The organism is Janthinobacterium sp. SUN118, from assembly GCF_030397695.1.
Taxonomy (GTDB): Bacteria; Pseudomonadota; Gammaproteobacteria; order Burkholderiales; family Burkholderiaceae_D; genus Janthinobacterium.
Genome location: NZ_JAPUBV010000006.1, coordinates 179,656 through 199,656, shown reverse-complemented (window position 1 = coordinate 199,656; position 20,001 = coordinate 179,656). Strand labels below are relative to the sequence as shown.

Annotated in this window: 23 protein-coding genes; 7 read left to right on the top strand and 16 right to left on the bottom strand. The window is 61.7% G+C overall.

Annotated elements, in window-relative coordinates; all coding sequences use genetic code 11:
• Positions 1–56: 56 nt before the first annotated feature.
• The 3 genes from O0880_RS26595 (at position 57) to O0880_RS26585 (ending at position 3,347) form a co-directional block, all read left to right on the top strand.
• Positions 57–1,709 (top strand): patatin-like phospholipase family protein, encoded by a 1,653-nt coding sequence (locus tag O0880_RS26595; RefSeq protein ID WP_289889472.1) that lies wholly within the window; start codon positions 57–59, stop codon positions 1,707–1,709.
• Between the two features lie 254 nt (positions 1,710–1,963).
• The gene (locus tag O0880_RS26590) at positions 1,964–2,305 is read left to right on the top strand and encodes a hypothetical protein (RefSeq protein ID WP_289889471.1); all 342 of its coding nucleotides are present in this window, start codon (positions 1,964–1,966) and stop codon (positions 2,303–2,305) included.
• A 49-nt stretch (positions 2,306–2,354) separates the two neighbouring features.
• Entirely contained in the window at positions 2,355–3,347 is a 993-nt protein-coding gene (locus O0880_RS26585; protein ID WP_289889470.1) for a zinc ribbon domain-containing protein, read from the top strand.
• Positions 3,348–3,438: 91 nt separating this feature from the next.
• On the opposite strand, the gene O0880_RS26580 is transcribed toward O0880_RS26585, so the two are convergent.
• The 5 genes from O0880_RS26580 to O0880_RS26560 form a co-directional block, all read right to left on the bottom strand.
• Positions 3,439–3,657 (bottom strand): hypothetical protein, encoded by a 219-nt coding sequence (locus O0880_RS26580; RefSeq protein WP_010394888.1) that lies wholly within the window; start codon positions 3,655–3,657, stop codon positions 3,439–3,441.
• 80 nt (positions 3,658–3,737) lie between these two features.
• On the bottom strand, positions 3,738–4,319 hold the full coding sequence (locus tag O0880_RS26575) for a TerD family protein (RefSeq protein WP_034784902.1): 582 nt from the start codon (positions 4,317–4,319) through the stop codon (positions 3,738–3,740).
• A gap of 34 nt (positions 4,320–4,353) precedes the next feature.
• Complete coding sequence (locus tag O0880_RS26570) at positions 4,354–5,049, bottom strand: TIGR00266 family protein (protein WP_071325317.1); 696 nt, start codon at positions 5,047–5,049, stop codon at positions 4,354–4,356.
• Between the two features lie 191 nt (positions 5,050–5,240).
• Positions 5,241–5,816, bottom strand: coding sequence for a TerD family protein (locus O0880_RS26565; protein ID WP_071325318.1), 576 nt, complete (start codon positions 5,814–5,816; stop codon positions 5,241–5,243).
• A gap of 151 nt (positions 5,817–5,967) precedes the next feature.
• Positions 5,968–7,047, bottom strand: coding sequence for a DUF475 domain-containing protein (locus O0880_RS26560; RefSeq protein WP_289889469.1), 1,080 nt, complete (start codon positions 7,045–7,047; stop codon positions 5,968–5,970).
• A gap of 115 nt (positions 7,048–7,162) precedes the next feature.
• Here O0880_RS26560 and nhaR point away from each other — a divergent pair, with 115 nt between their 5' ends.
• From nhaR to O0880_RS26545, 3 genes are all read left to right on the top strand, one after another.
• Entirely contained in the window at positions 7,163–8,077 is a 915-nt protein-coding gene (gene nhaR / locus O0880_RS26555; RefSeq protein WP_071325320.1) for a transcriptional activator NhaR, read from the top strand.
• Between the two features lie 122 nt (positions 8,078–8,199).
• Positions 8,200–9,534 (top strand): MFS transporter, encoded by a 1,335-nt coding sequence (locus tag O0880_RS26550; protein WP_289889468.1) that lies wholly within the window; start codon positions 8,200–8,202, stop codon positions 9,532–9,534.
• A gap of 117 nt (positions 9,535–9,651) precedes the next feature.
• On the top strand, positions 9,652–10,992 hold the full coding sequence (locus O0880_RS26545) for a hemolysin family protein (RefSeq protein WP_071326699.1): 1,341 nt from the start codon (positions 9,652–9,654) through the stop codon (positions 10,990–10,992).
• Here the strand turns inward: O0880_RS26545 and O0880_RS26540 are convergent, their stop codons facing one another.
• Genes O0880_RS26540 through O0880_RS26515 form a run of 6 tightly spaced genes read right to left on the bottom strand, consistent with a single transcriptional unit; the run spans position 10,993 to position 16,108 of the window.
• A complete protein-coding gene (locus O0880_RS26540) occupies positions 10,993–12,069 on the bottom strand; it encodes an AI-2E family transporter (RefSeq protein WP_071325322.1) in 1,077 nt (358 codons plus the stop codon).
• A gap of 43 nt (positions 12,070–12,112) precedes the next feature.
• Positions 12,113–12,706 (bottom strand): SCO family protein, encoded by a 594-nt coding sequence (locus O0880_RS26535; RefSeq protein WP_071325323.1) that lies wholly within the window; start codon positions 12,704–12,706, stop codon positions 12,113–12,115.
• On the bottom strand, positions 12,703–13,602 hold the full coding sequence (cyoE, locus tag O0880_RS26530) for a heme o synthase (RefSeq protein ID WP_289889467.1): 900 nt from the start codon (positions 13,600–13,602) through the stop codon (positions 12,703–12,705). The genes O0880_RS26535 and cyoE overlap by 4 nt, the downstream gene beginning before the upstream one ends.
• Complete coding sequence (locus O0880_RS26525; RefSeq protein ID WP_071326700.1) at positions 13,603–14,772, bottom strand: COX15/CtaA family protein; 1,170 nt, start codon at positions 14,770–14,772, stop codon at positions 13,603–13,605.
• Between the two features lie 18 nt (positions 14,773–14,790).
• Complete coding sequence (locus tag O0880_RS26520; RefSeq protein ID WP_289889466.1) at positions 14,791–15,378, bottom strand: cytochrome C oxidase subunit I; 588 nt, start codon at positions 15,376–15,378, stop codon at positions 14,791–14,793.
• A 16-nt stretch (positions 15,379–15,394) separates the two neighbouring features.
• On the bottom strand, positions 15,395–16,108 hold the full coding sequence (locus O0880_RS26515) for an SURF1 family protein (protein ID WP_354669908.1): 714 nt from the start codon (positions 16,106–16,108) through the stop codon (positions 15,395–15,397).
• A gap of 78 nt (positions 16,109–16,186) precedes the next feature.
• Here O0880_RS26515 and O0880_RS26510 point away from each other — a divergent pair, with 78 nt between their 5' ends.
• Positions 16,187–16,387: a twin transmembrane helix small protein gene (locus tag O0880_RS26510; RefSeq protein ID WP_034748996.1), complete on the top strand. Its 201-nt coding sequence runs from the start codon at positions 16,187–16,189 to the stop codon at positions 16,385–16,387.
• Between the two features lie 122 nt (positions 16,388–16,509).
• On the opposite strand, the gene O0880_RS26505 is transcribed toward O0880_RS26510, so the two are convergent.
• From O0880_RS26505 to ctaD, 5 genes are read right to left on the bottom strand one after another with little or no spacing between them, the layout of a single operon-like run.
• Entirely contained in the window at positions 16,510–17,370 is an 861-nt protein-coding gene (locus O0880_RS26505) for a cytochrome c oxidase subunit 3 (RefSeq protein ID WP_071325327.1), read from the bottom strand.
• A gap of 56 nt (positions 17,371–17,426) precedes the next feature.
• Positions 17,427–17,633, bottom strand: a complete 207-nt coding sequence (locus tag O0880_RS26500; RefSeq protein WP_289889464.1) for a DUF2970 domain-containing protein — start codon at positions 17,631–17,633, stop codon at positions 17,427–17,429.
• Between the two features lie 9 nt (positions 17,634–17,642).
• Entirely contained in the window at positions 17,643–18,215 is a 573-nt protein-coding gene (locus O0880_RS26495) for a cytochrome c oxidase assembly protein (protein ID WP_083412010.1), read from the bottom strand.
• Position 18,216: 1 nt separating this feature from the next.
• A complete protein-coding gene (locus O0880_RS26490; protein WP_232250973.1) occupies positions 18,217–18,333 on the bottom strand; it encodes a cytochrome oxidase small assembly protein in 117 nt (38 codons plus the stop codon).
• Between the two features lie 55 nt (positions 18,334–18,388).
• Positions 18,389–19,993: a cytochrome c oxidase subunit I gene (gene ctaD / locus O0880_RS26485; RefSeq protein WP_289889463.1), complete on the bottom strand. Its 1,605-nt coding sequence runs from the start codon at positions 19,991–19,993 to the stop codon at positions 18,389–18,391.
• Positions 19,994–20,001 lie beyond the last annotated feature (8 nt).

The window sequence follows — 20,001 nt, the reverse complement described above, 5'->3', positions numbered from 1 at the left end:
TAGAATCGCACACGTTTCCGTCCGTATCCCCAAACCTGACTACGCACAGATCACGCATGAAGCCACGCCTGTTTGCCCTATTCTGCCTCGTTGCGCCGCTGAGCGGCTGCACGCTGCTTGCCCTGCGCCCCAACAGCGGCGTCGAGAACCGCACGTTTACCGTGCAGGAAACCCCGCGCCTGCGCATCGATGCGCCCAAGGCGCGCATCCAGAATCCCTTGCCCAGCGACCATTTCATCGGCATCGCCCTGTCCGGTGGCGGCAGCCGCGCGGCGAACTTCTCGGCCGCCTCGCTGGAGCAGCTGGAACAGTTCGGCCTCGTCAGCGGCGCCTCGGCCATCTCCGGCGTCTCGGGCGGCGCCATCGCGGGCGGCTACTACGCCCTGCATGGCCGGCAGACGGACTGGCCTTTGCTGCGCAGCAAACTGAAAACGGATTTCTTCGGCCAGACCATCCTGAAACCGGCCAACCTGACGACGATGTTGTTGACCAACAAGACCCGTACCTCCTTCCTGTCCGACGTGCTCGATGATGTGCTGTACGACAAGAAAACCTATGAGGACTTGCCGCACGACGGCCCCATCTTCCTGGCCAACGCGACGGACGCCACCGATGGCGGCAAGCGCGTGGTGTTTTCCTATGAATATTTTTACAACACCCTGCACTCGCCGATCAAGGATATCCGCCTGGCCACGGCCGTGGCCACCTCGGCCGCCTTTCCCGGCGTGTTCGACTCCGTCACGTTCGAGCGTTTCCGGCCGAAAAACAGTTTCGTGCCGGAACTCGGTTCCGAATCGCGCGAGTCGCCGTCGTATGTGCATCTGTTCGATGGCGGCGCGGCCGACAACCTGGGCGTGGAAACCCTGTGGGACGTGGCTCTGACCCAGCTGTACGGCAATGACATGGCCTTCGTGCCGCCACGCCTGAACAGCAAGCCCTTCATCCTCATTTCCATCGACGCCAACGCGCCCAATTCCAGCGCCGTATTCGAAAAGATGTCGGACGAGCGCCAGCCGCTGGACCGCATCTTCAACAAGAATATCTACGACGCCGTCGACGCCCTGTTTTCGCGCCAGCGCAAGGAAAACCTCGTCAAGATGGGCTTTGGGCAAGCCCGCTTCGATACCATCACGCACGAGAGCTTCGGCGACCTGAGCCAGAAATTCGTGAAAGGCAAGCGCACCTCGGCCTTTGCCATTCCCGTGCTGTGCCGTCCGCACCTGGGCCAGTTCCGCTGCGAAGTCGATGCGGCCGATCCGCTGCCGGGCCAGTTCCGCACGCGGCTCGAAGGCTTTGCCTGGCATATCTCCATCGACCAGATCGCTTCGCTGGCGCTGCGCCTGTCCAGCGGCGATGCGCAAGTCGATCGTGCGCGCAAGGACGAACGCGCCGCCCTCGTCAAGCTGCAGCGCCTGGCCACGCAGACGAAAACCCATCTGAAGCTGACGGGGCCGGAAAATTGCAGCCCGGACGTCTTGCAATCGGCCCTGTACAGCGCGGCGCGCGTGCTGATCCTCGACGACGAGGAATCGCGCTTCGCCCTGTGCGACTACATGCTGGCGAGTCAGCTGATCAATGACGACACCATCTGCAAGCAGCGCTACGTGCACGCCGTGCCCCGCTTCGCCATCGAAAGCGAAGATTTGCAATACCGCAACCTGAGTTCGGATGGCAACTCCGTCAACGTGCCCATCCGCTGCAAGAAATAAGCGGCAATTGCCCGCACCGCACCCAGTGAACCGGCATGCAGCAGGAACGTCCCCTGTTGCAGAGGCTCCTTTCGCCCCGTTGTGAGTATTCGATATATTTCACACAAGTTTCTTTGTTATCATGTTTCCCCTTGGAAATATTTCCTTGCTCATTCAACTGAGCGCCGCTCGTCCGCGCCATCGGCATGGCACTGCCAGCGTCTCAGTCCACTTTGGCTTGCACTGCAAGGCCAGGAATTCATGACGGAAAAACAATGATCTTTTGCAGTTGCTGTGGAAAACCACTACACGAATCGGCCCCTACCTGTCCGCACTGTGGCGGGGTGCAGCGCCGGCAGGCGCCGGCGCAAGGCGAAGGCCCGGTCTGGATGGCGATCGTGGCGCTCGTGTCGGGAATAATCTGCGTCCTCGCGCTGTTCAGCGATGAGGCCATGGATGAAGAAACGATGTTGGGATTATTTCTCTTTTCGCTGGCCGGCATGGTCTTCGGCGCCGTCAGCATCAAAAAATACATTGCCGGAAAAAAAATGGCAATTGCCGCCGTGGTGCTTTCATCGATTTCGTTTCTGGCATTGATCGGCATGCTGCAGCCGTAGCCTGCCTCCTCCGGCTGTGAGCAGCCATTCCACCATCAAAAGGATCAACATGTTTTGTAGTGCATGCGGTACAAAGAGCAATGACGATAACGCGCAGTTCTGCACCGGCTGCGGAGCCGCCTTCCCTGCCGGCGCCGCCCAGCCTGCGGCGGCATCGCCCGCCATCGCGGACACCGTGCCAGATGGCATCAAGGGCTGGAGCTGGGGCGCGTTCCTGCTGAACTGGATCTGGGCCGTGGGCAATCGCACCTGGATCGGTCTGCTGGCGCTGATTCCCTATGTCGGCCTCGGCGTGGCCATCTGGCTGGGCATCAAGGGCCGCGAAATGGCCTGGAAAAACGGGCAATGGCAAAGCGTCGACCATTTCAACCGCGTACAGAAAAAGTGGTCGCAGTGGGGCGTGGGCATCCTGCTTGCCAGCTGCGTCATCGGTCTGCTGATCGGCGTCGGCGCCGCGATGTACGAGAGCCGCAGCCACAGTGCCGGGGACGAGCAGCTGAACGCGGAAATGGCGGCCATTCTTGCCGGCACCAACGACAGCCAGGCAAGCAGCATGACGACGGCGGCGCTGCCTGCGGCCCGCACGGAAAGCGGCTCCCTGGACAGCAATGCGGATGCGCTGCCAATGCCACTGGACACCGTGGCCGGCACGCTGTCGAAGGTGGAACTGCAGAATGGCCAGAACGGCGTCGCCCTCAATGAGCGGCTGCTGTTCAGCGGTGATGATGCGCACTGGCAAAAACCCGTACGCGTGTTCAAGCTGCCCGACCAGCGCGAATACATCCTGATGGCCAGCAGCGGCGGCCGTGGCAACAGCTGCGAAACCCTGTTCTACTTCCTGATCGCCGACCGTTCCGGCGTGCGGGCCACGCCGGAATTCGGCACCTGCTCGCCCCAGGGCACGTACACGCAAGACGGCGGCAAGGTCACGCTGACGCTGCCCATGATGGGCGGACACTCGACAATCGTGTTCGACGGCAACACCGTGAGGGAAGACGGCAAGGTGGTGGACCTGTTGGATAGCAACGATCCCTCCCAATAAGGGAGCAAGCGGCGCAGTGCGCCGCATAAGAAAAAGCCCGCACGATCGCTCGTGCGGGCTTTAGCGCAAGGATACCCGGCGCCCGGTTGACCTAGATCAACCGACTGCGCCTGCGCATGTAGCTGCGGCTTAACGCACCCTCCAGTTCCTGCTCCGTTTTATGCTGGTTGACCGTGTACAGGGCCCACAGGGCCGCCGGCACCCAGCCGATCACAGTGCACTGCAAGATCAAGGCGGCGGCGCCGGCCAGCGGGCGCCCCAGCATGAAAAACGTGAGACACGGCAGTAGCAGGGCTATCAGCAATCGCATCACGACATACTCTCCTTCAATAAAGAGCAGCGGACAAGGGCCGGTATCCGGTCCGTCCCCCGCCCGCTGCGTACTGCTCCTTATAGATGCACGGAAATCTGGGGCATGAGGTCGTCAAACGTGCGACCGTTGCCGTTTTCTCCGATGGCGTGCATCTTCCATTCGCCGTTATGGCGGTACAGCTTGGCCATGATCTGTGCCGTGTGGGAACCTTGCACAGACAGGTTGAAACGCGCGACTTCCTGGTTATTGCTGGCATTCAAGATGCGGCAATAGGCGTTTTCCACCTGCGAGAAGTTCTGGCCCGTAAAGCTGTTGACGGTGAAGACCAGGCTTTTCACGTTCGCCGGCACTTTCGACAGATCGACATTGATCTGTTCATCGTCGCCATCGCCCGCGCCCGTGCGGTTGTCGCCCGTGTGGACGATGCTGCCGTCCTTGCTTTTCAGCTGGCGGAACCAGACGATGTCGGACGTGCTCTTGTTTTCATCGAACATGACGCACGAGGCGTCCAGGTCGACGGCTTCCGTCTTCGAACCGAAACCGAGGAAACCCTTGGTCTTGGCCGCATCCCAGCCCAGGCCCATGGTGATACGGGTCAGGGTGGTACCAGCTTCTTTGTCCAGAGAAATCTTCTGGCCCTTGCTCAAATTGACAGACATACGCATAGCTCCTGTTGGGTTAGTTACTGCTTGATTACGCCGGCTTGCTTTGGGTCCAGGCGAGGAAGGCCGCGCGGTTGCGCGAGCACACGAGGATTTTTCCCGTGCCTGAAAACTTCAATACCATGCCCTCGCCGCTGGTCTGGCTGTTGATCAGGTTACCCAGAAAGCCGCCGCTGCTGCCGGTCGTCATGGAAATCTCGTATTGCAGGCGGTTGTCCCAGCACACGACGTGCGAGTTATCGATCACCACGTCCTTGCCAGGCGTCACTTCCAGTTCCGACATCGCGCCAAAACCGGAGACCGCCAACTGGCCGCTGCCTGCCGTCTCGGTGATGAAAAAGCCACCGCTCTGGGCAAACAGCGCATTGCCAAGGCTTTGCGTGCGCACCTTCAATTCCACGCCAGCACTGGCCGCCACGAAGGCGCCGTCGCTGATCATGTATTGTTGGGCGCCCACCTCGAGCACCCGCATCGCGCCGGGCAAGGTGGGCGACAGCAGACAGTCGCCATCGCCGCGCAAAGCCTCGATATGCTGCTGAAAGAACGATTCGCCGTTGGCAAAGGTGCGCATCAACGCGGCGCCGATGCCGCCAGTCATCTTGCCTTTCAGCTCAAGATTGGTTTCCATCATCACCATCGCGTCGGATTCGCAATAAATCTTCTCGCCCTTGGCAAGCGACACATGCAGGAAGGGATCGACGTCCCCGGTAATATTGAAAACTGGCATATCTGTTCCTTCCTCAACGAGATAATGATGGGGCGGCCCACTGAGCGGGCCGCTTTGACTACAAAATCATGGTGCCGCACAAAACCATGGCGAGCGGATGTGATTTGTGGCTGAGAAGCAGCGCTGTAGTTGAGTACAGCGCGCATCGCCGGCCGCAAGGCGCACCGCGCAGCAGGTTTGGTGTGGCGACCTTACACGCCGACGCCGAACGAGGCTGCCAGGGGGCCCAGGCCGCCCTTGTAGCCCTGGCCGATGGCCTTGAATTTCCAATCGGCGCCGTTGCGGTAGATTTCACCGAAGACCATGGCCGTTTCCGCGGAACCGTCTTCCGACAGGTCGAAGCGGGCGATTTCCGTGTTGCCGTTGGCATTGACGCAACGCACATACGCCTTCGATACCATACCAAAGTTTTGCTTGCGCGCTTCGGCATCGTGAATCGTCACGCAGACGGCGATCTTGTCGATCTCGGCTGGCACCGTGGCCAGGTCGACGACGACGGTTTCATCGTCGCCATCGCCGGCGCCCGTGGTGTTGTCGCCCGAGTGGGTGACGGAACCGTCGCTCGATTTCAGGTTGTTGTAGAAAATCATGTCGACGTCGGCGCGTACCTTGCCGTCGGCCTTCAACAGGAAGACGGAACCGTCGATGTCGAACGCGGCGCCATCGGTGGCGCGCGCATCCCAGCCCAGGCCGATGATCATCTTCGAAATGCCGGGAGCTTCCTTGCTCAGGTTGACGTTGCCGCCTTTTTGCAGACTGATTGCCATGATGTATTTCTCCTATGTGAAATAAAAGTCCAGCGAATAATTGCTCACTACTTGCTAACACCTGGCGCCCCCTCCGGCCCGACTCCCCGGACCAAAGGCGGCGCTTGCTGCATCACGCTGGCAAACGGGTGTGGCGTTTGCCGCGTATTCCTTACACTGCCTTCGCTTCGAGCGCAGGCTGCTTGTCGTCATCGCCTTCCAGCAAGGCCATCCTGCGCTTGTAGCGGATCGACGACCACAGCGAGGCGAGAATGAAGGCCACCCCGATCAGACCCGTGAAGATCTCGGGAATGTGGAACTTCATGCTGACCAACATGATCACGGCCAGGATGCCGATCGCATAGTGCGCGCCGTGCTCCAGATAAACGAACTCGTCGAGCGTGCCCTTGCGCACCAGGAACACCGTCATCGAGCGCACGAACATCGCGCCAATGGCCAGGCCCAGCATGATGATCACGACATCCTTGGTGATGGCGAATGCGCCGATCACACCGTCAAAGCTGAACGAAGCGTCGAGCACTTCCAGGTACAGGAAGCCGCCAATACCGCCGCGCTTGACGATGTCGCCCACGTTGCCGTCGCCGTTATCGCCTTCCAGCAAGCCGCTGACCACATCGACGCCCACGTAGGTCAAAATACCCCACAGGCCGGCCGTCAAGACCACCAGTTTCTGGCCTTCTTCGATCATGCTCAGGCTGGCCATCAGGGTGCCCAGGGCCACCATCACGGAAATCGACGAGATCTTGCCCAGCGCGCCCAGTTTCTCTTCAATACGGCCCAGCCAGTGCGTTTCCTTCTCCGCGTCCAGCAGGAAGTTCAGGAACACCAGCAGCAGGAAGATGCCGCCGAAGGCCGCCACTTCCGCATGGTGATTCGTCAGGTGCATCGAATACTGTTCAGGATTGCTCAGTGCCAGATTCCATACTTCCATCAGCCCCAGGTCGGCCGCCTGCGCCACGATGACCAGCGGGAACACCAGACGCATGCCGAAGACGGCGATGATGATGCCGACGCCCAGGAACAGTCCTTGCCAGAACTTGTCCCAATTCTTCAGCACCGAGGCGTTGACCACCGCGTTGTCGAACGACAGCGAGACTTCCATCACGCCCAGGATCACCGCGATACCGAGCGCCGCCAGCATGGTTTGCACGCCGCCGTGCGTGTAACCCCACCAGGCGGAAATACCCAGGCAGATAAATGTCACTAGAAATGACACTCTGAAATGTTTCATCGATAGTTCCCCTTTATGCAAATTCAATGGAACGTAGTATAGGGACGTGTGACACATTTAAAAATAGAAGATAATGGAAGTATTACTTCGTAAAAACAGAAGATTGGAGGTCGCGATGAAAACTACCGGTTTCAATTACCGCCATTTGTATTTCTTTTGGGTCGTCGCCAAGGAAGGCGGCGTGACGCGCGCGGCTGAACGCCTGGGCCTGGCCGTGCAAACCATCAGCACCCAGCTGGCGCTGCTGGAAAAGGAACTGGGCCGCTCGCTGCTGCAGCCGCAGGGACGGCGCCTGGTGCCGACGGAAGCGGGCCGCCTGGCGCTCGGCTATGCGGACCAGATCTTCCTGCTGGGCGAGCAGATGCAGGATGCGCTGGCCGATGCCGACGTCGACAAGATGCGTTTGACGGTGGGCATTTCCGACTCGCTGCCGAAACTGATGGCCTACCGCATGCTCGACGCCACGCGCAGCCTGGACCAGCCCGTCAAGCTGGTGTGCCTGGAAGATGAATTCGAATCCCTGCTGGCCGACCTGGCCCTGCACAAGCTGGACCTGGTCTTGACGGACCGCGCCGTACCGGCCGGCGCCAGCCTGCGCGTCTCCAGCCACCTGTGGGGCGAAAGCGCGATGAAGCTGTTCGGCGTGCCGGCGCTGGCCGAGCGCTACCGCGACGGCTTCCCGCAGCGCCTGACGGGCGCGCCCTTCCTGCTGCCGGCGCGCAATAACGCCTTGCGCGGCCGCATCGACGAGTGGATGGTGCAGCAGGGCGTGCGCCCCGACGTGGTGGGCGAATTCGAGGATAACGCCATGCTCAACGCGTTCGGCCGCAAGGGCCTGGGCCTGTTCTTCGCCCCGGCCAGCCTGGCGGCCGATATCGAGGAGCAGTTCGGCGCCGTGCTGGTCGGTGACGCCTCGTCCTTGCGCGAGCAGTTCTATGTGATTTCCAACGAACGCAAGATCATGCACCCGGCGCTCGACGTGATCCTGGCCGCCATCCAGGGTCATCCGAAGATTCACAAGGAAACCTGATAAATCCATTCGAAAATAACGTTTGAATAATCAATCAAAAGCGATTGTAATGAGACCTGAGACAGACATGCGCCCGCCGCCCGGCGGCAAGGCGCGATCACCATAAGAACAGGAGCGGCACCATGTCCACGGCAGGCAAGACGATCGATATTCCCGATCTCATCAATAACAACAAGATCGGCTCCTTTCAGATCGGCATGCTGATCCTGTGCGGGCTGTGCGTCATCATGGATGGCTTCGACGTGCAGGCGATGGGCTACGTGGCGCCCGCCATCATCGCCGACTGGCATGTGAGCAAGGCCAACCTCGGTCCCGTGTTTGGCGCCGGCTTGCTGGGCATGCTGGTGGGCTCGCTCGTCTTCAGCATCACGGCCGACAAGTTCGGCCGCCGCCCCGTGCTGATCGGCTCGACCATCTTCTTCTCGCTGTGCATGCTGGTCACGCCGCTGGCCACCACCATCGAGCAATTGCAGCTGATACGCTTCATTACCGGCCTGGGCCTGGGCGCCGTGATGCCGAACGCCATGGCGCTGGCCGGCGAATACAGCCCGCTGCGCAAGAAAGTCACCCTGATGATGCTGGTCTCGTGCGGCTTTACCCTGGGCGCCGTGCTCGGTGGGCTGCTGTCGGCCGCGCTGATTCCCGCGTTTGGCTGGCAATCCGTGTTTTACGTGGGCGGCGTCGTGCCGCTGCTCATCGGCGTGCTGATGTTCTTCCTGCTGCCGGAGTCGATGCAATTCCTGGTGCTGAAAAAACGTAAGCTGGATAAAGTCGCCAGGTGGCTCAAGCGCATCGACCCCACCGTCACCATCACGGCCGAGACGCAATACGTCGTGCACGAGAAAGAACACAAGGGCGCGCCCGTGCTGCAATTGTTTACGGGCGGCCGCGCGAAGATGACGATTTTGTTGTGGGTCATCAACTTCATGAACTTGCTGAACCTGTATTTCCTGTCGAACTGGCTGCCGACGATCGCCAGGGAGGCGGGCCTGTCGACGGCCAACGCCGTGCTGGCCGGCACGGCCCTGCAAGTGGGCGGCACCATCGGCACCCTCGTCATGGGCCAGCTGATCGACCGCTCCAGCTTCCGCCGCATCCTGCTGCCGTGCTTTTTGGTCGCCGCCGTCGCCATCGCCCTGATCGGCCGTCCCGACGTCTCGCTGGCCTTCCTGTTCATCACGATCTTCATCGCCGGCTTTTGCGTGGTGGGCGGCCAGCCGGCCGTCAACGCCCTGGCGGCCAGCTACTACCCGACCACCCTGCGCTCGACGGGCATCGGCTGGAGCCTGGGCGTGGGCCGCATCGGCTCCATCATCGGCCCCGTGCTCGGTGGCGAGCTGATACGCCTGAACTGGCCCAACAGCACAATTTTCCTCGTCGTCGCCATCCCCGCCATCGTTTCTGCCATCATGGTCTTTGCCATGCGCGGCGGGCCGCAAACGGCCGCCCAGGGCTGACCAGGGCTGGCAAAGCGCGCCGCGCGCCCGCTTTCACGGCGCGCGCGCGGCAAAATTAGGCTATGGCGCCCTTCGTCGTTTAAGATGACGTTTTTACAGCCCATCTTCAGCGCCCCCATGCACAATGTCTTGCTAGTCCTGCTCGCCCTCTTCCTGGTCGCGCTGAACGGTTTTTTTGTTGCCGCCGAGTTTGGCATCGTCACATTGCGGCGCACGCGCATCCGCGCCATCGCCAAGACACAGGGACTGCGGGGCCGCATCCTGTCCAAGGTGCATGGCCAGCTCGACGCCTACCTGTCCGCCTGCCAGCTCGGCATCACGCTGGCGTCGCTGGGCCTGGGCTGGGTCGGCGAACCGGCGTTTGCCGGCCTGCTGGAACCGCTGTTCGGCGCCATCGGCGTCACGTCGCAAGAGCTGATCCACGGCGTCTCGTTCGTCGTCGCCTTCAGCGTCATTTCCTTCCTGCACATCGTCGTGGGCGAACTGGCGCCGAAGTCGATGGCCATCCGCAATCCGGAAGCCGTCGGCCTGTGGAGCGCCATCCCCCTCTACGGTTTCTACTGGACCATGTACCCGGCCATCTACCTGCTCAACGCCAGCGCCAACTGGGTGCTGCGCATGGCCGGTCTGTCCGGCAAGGGCGGCCACGACGCCCACTACTCCTCCGAGGAACTGAAACTGATCCTGCGCACCAGCCAGCCCGGCGAGAAATTCACGCGCGACGAGCGCAACATCCTGGCGCAGTCGCTCGATTTCGAACAGATGACGGTGTCGGACCTGATGCGCCCGATCAATGAAGTGATCGCCCTGCACGCCTCGAGCACGCTGGAAGAAAACCTCGACACGGTGCTGCGCAACCGCTTCAGCCGCTATCCGTATTTCGACGTCAACGAAGACGACGTGCTGGGCGTGGTGCACCTGAAGGACCTGTTTTTCGCGCAGCAGGCGGGCAAGCCCATCACCTCGCTGACGCCGTTTTTGCGCCCCGTCGACATTATTTCCGCGCGCACGCCGGCGCTGGAACTGTTCCGCCGCTTCCGCGACGGCGCGCCGCACTTCGCCCTGATCGGCGAAAAGGGCAAGCGCCCGCTGGGTTTCATCACGCTCGACAACCTGCTGGGCGCCATGGTCGGCGAAATCCGCGACGAATTCCGCCGCAATGAAAACGACTGGCTCAAGCAGAGCGACGGCACCCTGATCGGCAAGGCCAGCCTGCCCATCTTTTCGCTCGAACGCATCCTCGGCATCGATATCGAAAACGAGGAACTGGGGCTGGACGACGTGGAATCGGTGGGCGGCTTGATCATGGTCAAGCTGGGCGACATTCCGAAACAGGGCCAGCGCATCACCTTTGTCGACTTCGACATCGTCGTCAAGAAGATGAACGGGCCGCGCATCGTGCTCATCAAGGTGATCCCGAAGCAGGAACGCGATCTCGACGCTGACCTCAGGGACTGATTATTTTTTCAGCGTAATCTTATCTTTGCCCTGCGGCACGGTGGTCTCGCCCACCGTCCACGTTTGCAGCAAGCTGTACAGCACCGCCAGCAGGGTCGGCCCGATGAAGATGCCGACGAAGCCGAAGGCCAGCACGCCGCCCAGCACGCCGAGCAGCACCAGCAGGAAGGGCAGGCTGCTGCCGCGGCTGATCAGCATGGGTTTGACGACATTGTCCACGCCGCTGATCAGCACGGCGCCCCACACCAGCATGAAGATGCCCCAGCCCGTCTGGCCGTCGTTGAACAGCCAGATGGCGGCGCCGCCCCAGATCAGGGGCGGGCCGACGGGGATCAGCGAAAAGATGAAGGTGGCCACGCCCAGGAGCGCGACGGCCGGCACGCCGGCGATCAAAAAGCCCACCACGGCCACCAGCGCCTGCGCCAGCGCCGTGCCCAGCAAGCCATACATGACGCCGCGCACGGTGCGGCTGACGGTCAGGCCGACGCCGGGCGCGCTGTCGCCGATGATGCGGCCCGCGCCCGTCATCAGGGCACGGCTCAGCTGCTGGCCGTCGCGGTAGAGGAAGAAGCTGACGAACACGGCCAGGCTGGTCTGCGCCAGGCCCGTGCCCAGCAGGATGCCGCCCGAGGCGAGGAAATGGCGCGCCGGTTCCAGCATGGTCTTGCCCAAATTCAAGAGTTCCTCGCGGTCAGCGAGCAGGCGTTCCACGTAGCCAGCGATGGTTTCGCCCACCACGGGGATGCTGGCCAGCCAGGCCGGCGGATGCAGGCCGCCCGTTTCCAGCGCCGCGCGCAACTGTTCATAGATGCGCGACACATTGTCGGCCAGGTTGTAGGTGACGAGGGCCAGCGGCAGGACGATGACCAGCACCAGCGACAGGGTCATGATGGCGGCCGCCAAGTTGCGCCGGCCTTTCAGGCGTTCGAGCAGCAGCAGGTACAGGGGCCAGCTGGAGATGCCCACGCAGGCGGCAAACAGCATGGCGGCCAGGAAGGGCCGCAAGACGAAAAAGCAGCCGATCAGGAGGAAGATGAAGGCCGCCAGGCGGGCGTAAGGCTCGAAACGTTTGTCCATGTACCGCTAATCCTGAAGATGGCGCCTGAACGGCGCGACCGGATCAGGATAGCAGAAGTTTAAGATCGTGCGCGATGGCGGCAGGCTTCTCGCCGTGGCGCACGAACAGGCGGATCTTGCCTTCGCGGTCGAACACATAAGTGCCGGCCGTGTGGTCGACCGTATAGCTGTCGTCCGTCTCGCCCTCGACCTTGGCGTAATACACCTTGAATTCCTTGGCGACTTTGGCCGTCGCCGCCGCATCGCCATACAGGCCCACGAAGCGCTTGTCGAAAGCCGGCACATATTCGGCCAGCAAGGCTTGCTTGTCGCGCTCGGGGTCGACGGTGACGAACAGCACTTGCACCTGGTCCGCCTGCGGGCCCATTTCCTGCATCACCTGGGCCATGTCGGCCATGGTGGTGGGGCAGACGTCCGGGCATTGCGTGTAGCCGAAGAACATCAGCACCAGCTTGCCCTTGTAGTCGGCCAGGGTGCGCGGGTGGCCCGTATGGTCCGTCAAGGCGAACTCGCGCGCATAGCCGAGGCCCGTCACGTCCGTGTTCTTGAATTCCAGCTTGGTCGCGGCCGGTTTGCCGCAGCCGGCCAGGGCGACGGCCAGCGCGGCCGCCAACAACAGGGTCAGGTATTTTTTCATGTGCCGAAGGGAAGGTAGTGGTCGACCAGCAGCGCCACGAACAGCAGCGCCAGGTAAATGATGGAATACGTAAACGCCTTGCGCGCGATCAAGTCCGTGTAGTGGCGGTACATCTTCCACGCGTAATACAGGAAGCCGGCGTTCAGCACGACGGCCGAGGCCAGGTAGATCAGCCCGCTCATGCGCACGGCATACGGCAGCAAGGTGGTGGCGGCCAGCGCGATCGAATACAGCCAGACGTGGAATTGCGTGAATTTCAAGCCGTGCGTGACGGGCAGCATGGGCAGGCCCGAGCGCGCGTAATCGTCGCGGCGGTACATGGCCAGCGCCCAGAAGTGCGGCGGCGTCCAGACAAAGATGATCAGCACCAGCAGCCACGCCTGCATCGGCACGTCGTTGGCGACGGCGGCCCAGCCCAGCGCGGGCGGCATGGCGCCGGACAGGCCGCCGATGACGATATTTTGCGGCGTGGCCGGTTTCAGCACCATGGTGTAGATCAAGGCATAGCCGACAAACGTGACAAAGGTCAGCCACATGGTCAGCGGATTGACGAGGTGGTACAGGATCGCCATGCCGAGGCCGCCGATCACCAGCGCGAACACTACCGTCTGTTTTACCGTGATGTCGCCCATGGCCATCGGGCGGCGCGCCGTGCGGGCCATGCGCGCATCGATTTCGCGCTCGGCCAGGCAGTTGACGGCAAAGGCGGCACCGGCCAGCAGCCAGATGCCGACGGTGCCGAACACCACCGCATGCCAGTCCGGCAATTCCTCGCTGGCCAGGAACATGCCGATGACGGCGCAAAACACGGCCAGTTGCGTCACGCGGGGCTTGGTCAGCGCCCAATACTGGGCGATGCGGGGGGATGGTTTACGGCTGATGGTCTGAGTAGTCATTTATGCGATACGGGAAGTACTGGCTGGTGCCGAGGGCACTGTCGCGGAGGCGGAAGCGGAAGTCCGCGCAACATCGAGTTGGAATTTAGCCTTGTAGTTTAACATGGTCAGCAACAACACGAGCAGCGCCGCCCCGCCGTTATGCAGGACGGCAATCGACAGCGGCCAGCTCAGGTAAATCGTCGCCAGACCCGTGGCCGCCTGCAGGAGCAGCACCACGGCGACCCAGCGCGCCGTGCCGCGCAGCGACGGCAGGCGCCAGGCCCGCCACACCGTATAGCCGATGCCGGCCAGCACGATGAAGGCGAAGTTGCGGTGCACCCAGTGGATGGCCGTCAGCGCGGAAAACGGCAGGTAGTGGCCGGCGGCCGTCTTGCCCAGCTCGCGCCACAAATGGAAACCATGCTCGAAATCCATCTCCGGAATGACTTTCCCGCCGCACAGGGGGAAATCCGTGCAGGCCAGCGTGGCGTAGTTGGTGCTCACCCAGCCGCCCAGCGCGATCTGCACGGTCAGGAGCACGAGCGACACGATGGCCAGCGCGCGCACGGGGCGCAGCACGGACGCATCCGCATCGGCGCGCAGCAAGGGTTGCACGGCGTAATCCTGGCGTCCGCCCAGCCACGTCAGCATGGCCAGCAAGCCCATGCCCAGCAGCAAATGGATGGTGACGATCACCGGCTGCAGCTTCAGGGTGACGGTCCAGGCGCCGAACGCGCCCTGCAGGCACACAAACAGGAATAGCGCCGTCGGCAGCGCCGGGGCGAATTCCGCGCGCCTGCTCTTCCTCCACTGGCGCCATGCCTGCACCATCATCGCCACGATCAGCACGCCGATGGCCATGGCCAGGTAGCGGTGCGTCATCTCGATCCACGCTTTCACCACCGTCACGGGGCCCGTCGGCATCAGGGTTTCCGCGGCCACGATGTGCTCGTGCGCCAGGAAGGGATTGGCAGAACCATAACAGCCGGGCCAGTCGGGACAGCCGAGGCCGGAATCGGACAGGCGCGTGAAGCCGCCAAACATGATCAGGTCGACCGTCAAAAAGACGGCGATCCACACGAGCTTGCGGTATTTATTCGCGTCCGCGGATACCCAGACCATGGTCAAGGGCAACAGCGCCACCAGCAGACCCGTCAAGCCCAGCTGGGCCAGCGCGGAAAGATGCATCGTCGGCATGGATACCCCTCAACCGATCGCCGAAGCTTTGAGCAGCTTGGCGATGTCTTTCTTGATCTTGTTCGGGTCCGCGTCCTTCGGGAAGCGCATCATCAGGTTGCCCAGCGGGTCGATCAGATACAGGTGATCGCTGCTCTTGCCGCCCGATTCCACCGGCAGCCACGCTTTCAGCGCGTCGCCATTCACGCGCAGCATGCTGGTGCCGTCGAATTCGCGCATCACAAGCGTGTCGAGCGGCTGCGCATCCGTCACCAGCCAGACGCGCTCGAGGCGCTCGCGTTCCTTGCCCTGCATGAGGCGCAGTTGTTGCATGTCAAACAATTGCTTCTTGCACGCTTCCTGGCAATCGGACGGTCCCGTTTGCAGCATCACCCACTTGCCCTTGAACTGGGCCAGCGGCGCGTCCTTGCCATCGAGTTCCGTCACGTGCAATTGCGCCTCGGGTATCGGGTACAGGCGCGGGTCGATCAGGGCGCCATAGTTGTTGCGGCCCGACGGCTTGATGATGTAGTAGGTGAAATACGAGGCGATGATGGGAAACGCGCACACGGCCACCACGGCCAGCAGTTTCCACCGTCCTTGTGTCTGTTTGCTCATGCTGTCTTGGTTTGTTTCAGGGCTGTTTGTTTGCACGTCGAAATCCTGTAAAGACAAAAAATAAAAAAGCCATCAGTGCCAGGGCGAGCCACTGGAATGCATAGCCGCGGTGCTTGTCGGCGCCCAGGTCGGGCGCCGGCCAGTCGCGCACGGGAAGCTGGCTGGACGCTGGCGCCGCTGTCGGATCAACTGGGTTAACTGTCTGTTCGAGGATCAATGGCTGCAGGGCCAGGCCGCTGGCCTGCGCCAGCTGGCCGATATCGGCATTTTGCACGATGGCATGCGGCGCCAGCGGAGGCGCCGTGCCCAGTTCCATCACATGGCCCGCGTTCAGGCGCGCGATGCCGGTGATGGTGAGCGTGCCCGCAGGCGTGCTGTAATCGGGGATGCGCGTGCGCTCGGCATTGTTGCGCGGCAACCAGCCCTGCGCCACCAGCACGTGCATGGTCGAACCATCGAGCTGGAATGGCGTGAGCACGTGGAAGCCGGCCTGGCCCTTGTACGGGCGGTTGTCCAGGTACACCGTCCAGGCGGGCACGAAGCGGCCCGTGACGGTGATTCTGCGATATTCGATGGCTTGCGCATCGGCCGGCAGCAGGGGCGCGGCGCTCAAGGCCAGGGGCGCGGCCAGGTTGCCCGCTTCCAGCCGGGCGGCGCGGGCGATTTTCTCGTCGGCGCGGCGCTGCTGCCATTGCGCCAGCGATAGCCCCAGCGCCACCAGTAGCAGCATTACAACAAATGGAATCCATCTAAAATGGAAGCGGATACGCATTACAATGAAACCTCCTCAAGCCTGGCGCTACCATCCATGAAAATCCTCGTTGCCATCGCCTTCATCCTGATCCTGGGCAGCCTGGGCTCGGCCCTGTTCTTCTTGATGCGCGACAAGGGCAAGAGCAACCGCACCGTGCAGGCGCTGGCCCTGCGCGTGGGGCTGTCGATCACCCTGTTCCTGCTGATCCTGCTGGCGCACAAGCTCGGCTATATCCAGCCGACGGGCATCCATTAGGCTAGGCATTGCCTGATTGGCAAAATCTTCAAACTATGAAAAAAGCCGTACCCGGGATCTCCCGGTACGGCTTTTTTCATGGTGACGGCGCGCCCCTCAATAGCGCGCGCCCTGCCCCGCCATTATAACCAATACACGACCACGTACAGGCCCAGCCAGACGACGTCGACAAAGTGCCAGTACCAGGCGGCGCCTTCGAAGCCGAAGTGGTGCTCGGGCGTGAAGTGGCCTTTCAGCACGCGGTACAGGATAACGGACAGCATGATGGCGCCCAGGGTCACGTGGAAGCCGTGGAAACCCGTCAGCATGAAGAAGGTGGCGCCGTAGATGCCGGACGTCAGCTTCAAGTTCAGTTCGCTGTAGGCATGGATGTATTCGTAGACCTGGAAGCCCATGAAGATGGCGCCCAGCAAGATCGTGGCGAACAGGAACAGGGCCGTCATGCCGCGGTGGCCGGCGCGCAGCGCGTGGTGCGAGATGGTCAGGGTCACGCCCGACAGCAGCAGCAGGGCCGTGTTAATGGTCGGAATCCAGAACGGCGTCATGGTGGTGAATTCCTGCACCGTGCCGGCCGGGCCCGTATTGCCCCAGTGGGCGGCGAAATCGGGCCAGATGAATTTGTGGTCGAGGTCGGCCAGCCAGGGCATCGAGATGCTGCGCGCATAGAACAGGGCGCCGAAGAAGGCGGCGAAGAACATGACTTCCGAGAAGATGAACCAGCTCATGCTCCAGCGGAAGGAGTGGTCGATGCGTTCGCTGTACAGGCCCTGCTCCGACTCGCTGATGGCGTCGCCGAACCAGAAATACAGCACCAGCAGGATGCCGGCCAGGCCCAGGTAATTCACATACGGGCCCCAGGAGACGTCGTTGACCCAGGCCGAGGCGCCGATCATGGTCAGCAGCAGGCTGGCGCCGCCCAGCATGGGCCAGCGCGAAGGCCCCGGCACAAAGTAATAGGGTACGGCGGCGTGGTTGGAACTCATCATCATCTCCTCAAAAACTTGTAGGGTGGTTTTTATACGTTATAGATGTTGCGAAATCATGAGACAGCGAATTTAACGATGGTAAGCAGGACGCCGATCAGGCAAGCCACCACGAGGAAGCCGGCGATGACGATGTGCACGGGATTGAGCTTGACCGAATCCGTATCGAAATCGCTCTTGCGGCGCAAGCCCGTAAACGACCAGACGACGGCCCGCAGCGAATACAGGAACGACGCTTTTTCAGGTTTCGCTGGCTCAGCCATGGCACTCTCCTATTGCACGGCCGGCGTTTGAGCCTGGCTCAGACCGGCAATCTCGAAAAACGTGTACGACAGGGTGATGGTCTTCACCTCTTTCGGCAGGGCCGGATCGAGGAAGAACACCACCGGCATCTGCCGCGCCTCGTGCGGCTTCAAGGTCTGCTGCTTGAAGCAGAAGCACTCGACTTTCTTGAAATGCGGCGTCGCGCTCTGCGGCGCGTAGCTGGGAATGGCTTGCGCATTGACGATGCGGTTCTGCGTGTTGACCACTTCATACATGACCGTCACCAGTTCGCCCGGATGCACCTGCATGCTCGAAACGACGGGACGGAAGCGCCACGGCCCCTGCGCATTGCCGTCGAACTCGACGGTGATGCTGCGCGTCGTGTCGACCTGCGTATTGTTGTCGTAGGCCACCGTGCCATCTTTTTGCGTCAGCACATTGATGCCCATCACTTCGCAAATCTGCTTGTAGACGGGAATCAGCGCATAGCCAAAGCCGAACATCAGGATGGCAATGACGATCAGCTTGCCCAGCATCTTGCGGTTCAGGCCGCGCGTTTCCTGTTGCACCGGGGTCGTCACGTCAGAACCACAGGCGCTTGGCGAACACGGACAGGAAGAAGAAGGCCGCCAGGCCCCCCAGTATCAGTCCGGTGCGCAGGTTGTTCGGTTTTTTACGCTCAGTTTTCACTTCGGTCATGGCAGGCACTCTATTCAAGGCGGGCCGGAGGACACCCCGGCCCGTGACACTGGCATTACTTCACTGTGGGCGGCGTCTCGAACGTGTGGAATGGCGCCGGGCTCGGCACGGTCCATTCCAGGCCTTCCGCGCCTTCCCATGGTTTCGCCGGGGCAGCCTTGCCGCCGCGAATCGTCGGGATCACGACGAACACGAGGAAGTACACTTGCATCAGGCCAAAGCCGAAGCCGCCGATCGAAGCGATCATATTAAAATCCGTGAACTGCGCCGGATAATCGGCGTAGCGGCGCGGCATGCCGGCCAGGCCCAGGAAGTGCATCGGGAAGAAGGTGACGTTGAACGTGATCAGCGACAGCCAGAAGTGGATCTTGCCGCGCGTCTCGTTGTACATATGGCCCGTCCATTTCGGCGACCAGTAGTAGAAGCCGGCGAACAGGGCGAACAGGGAGCCGGCCACCAGCACGTAGTGGAAGTGCGCCACCACATAATAGGTATCCTGCAGCTGGATGTCGATCGGCGTCACGGCCAGGATCAGGCCCGTGAAGCCGCCCATGGTAAACACGAAGATGAAGCCCACCGAAAACAGCATCGGCGTCTCGAACGTCATCGAACCCTTCCACATGGTAGCGATCCAGTTGAACACTTTCACGCCCGTCGGCACGGCGATCAGCATGGTCGCGTACATGAAGAACAGCTGGCTGGTGACCGGCATACCGGTGGTAAACATGTGATGCGCCCAGACGATGAACGACAGGATGGCGATCGAGGCCGTGGCGTACACCATCGACGCATAGCCGAACAGCGGCTTGCGGGCAAACGCGGGCAGGATCTGCGAGACGATGCCGAAGGCCGGCAAGATCATGATGTAGACCTCGGGGTGGCCGAAGAACCAGAAGATGTGCTGGTACATGACGGGGTCGCCGCCGCCTGCCGCATTAAAGAAGGACGTGCCGAAATGGCGGTCCGTCAGGGTCATGGTAATGGCGCCAGCCAGCACCGGCATGACGGCGATCAACAGATACGCGGTAATCAGCCAGGTCCAGCAGAACATCGGCATTTTCATCAGGGTCATGCCCGGCGCGCGCATGTTGAGGATGGTGACGATGATGTTGATCGAGCCCATGATGGACGAGGCGCCCATCAAGTGCATGGCGAAAATGGCCATGTCCATGCCAGGGCCCATCTGCGTCGACAGCGGCGCATACAGGGTCCAGCCGGCAGCCGTGGCGCCGCCCGGCACGAGGAAGGACGTGGCCAGCAGGATGGCGGCCGGCGGCAGCAGCCAGAACGAGAAGTTGTTCATGCGCGCAAACGCCATGTCGGAAGCGCCCACTTGCAGCGGGATCATCCAGTTGGCGTAGCCGACGAAGGCCGGCATGATGGCGCCAAACACCATCACCAGGCCGTGCATGGTGGTCAGCTGGTTGAAGAATTCAGGGTGAAAGAATTGCAAGCCGGGATGAAACAGTTCCGTACGGATCATCAGGGCCAGCACGCCGCCCGACAGCAGCATGATGAACGAGAACCACAGGTACAGGGTCCCGATATCCTTGTGGTTGGTGGCAAACAGCCAGCGGCGCAAGCCGGTGGGCTGATCGTGGGCATGGTCGTGATCGTGACCGGCGTGGTCCAAGGTGCTAGTGCTCGTGCTAGTACTCATATGCGGCT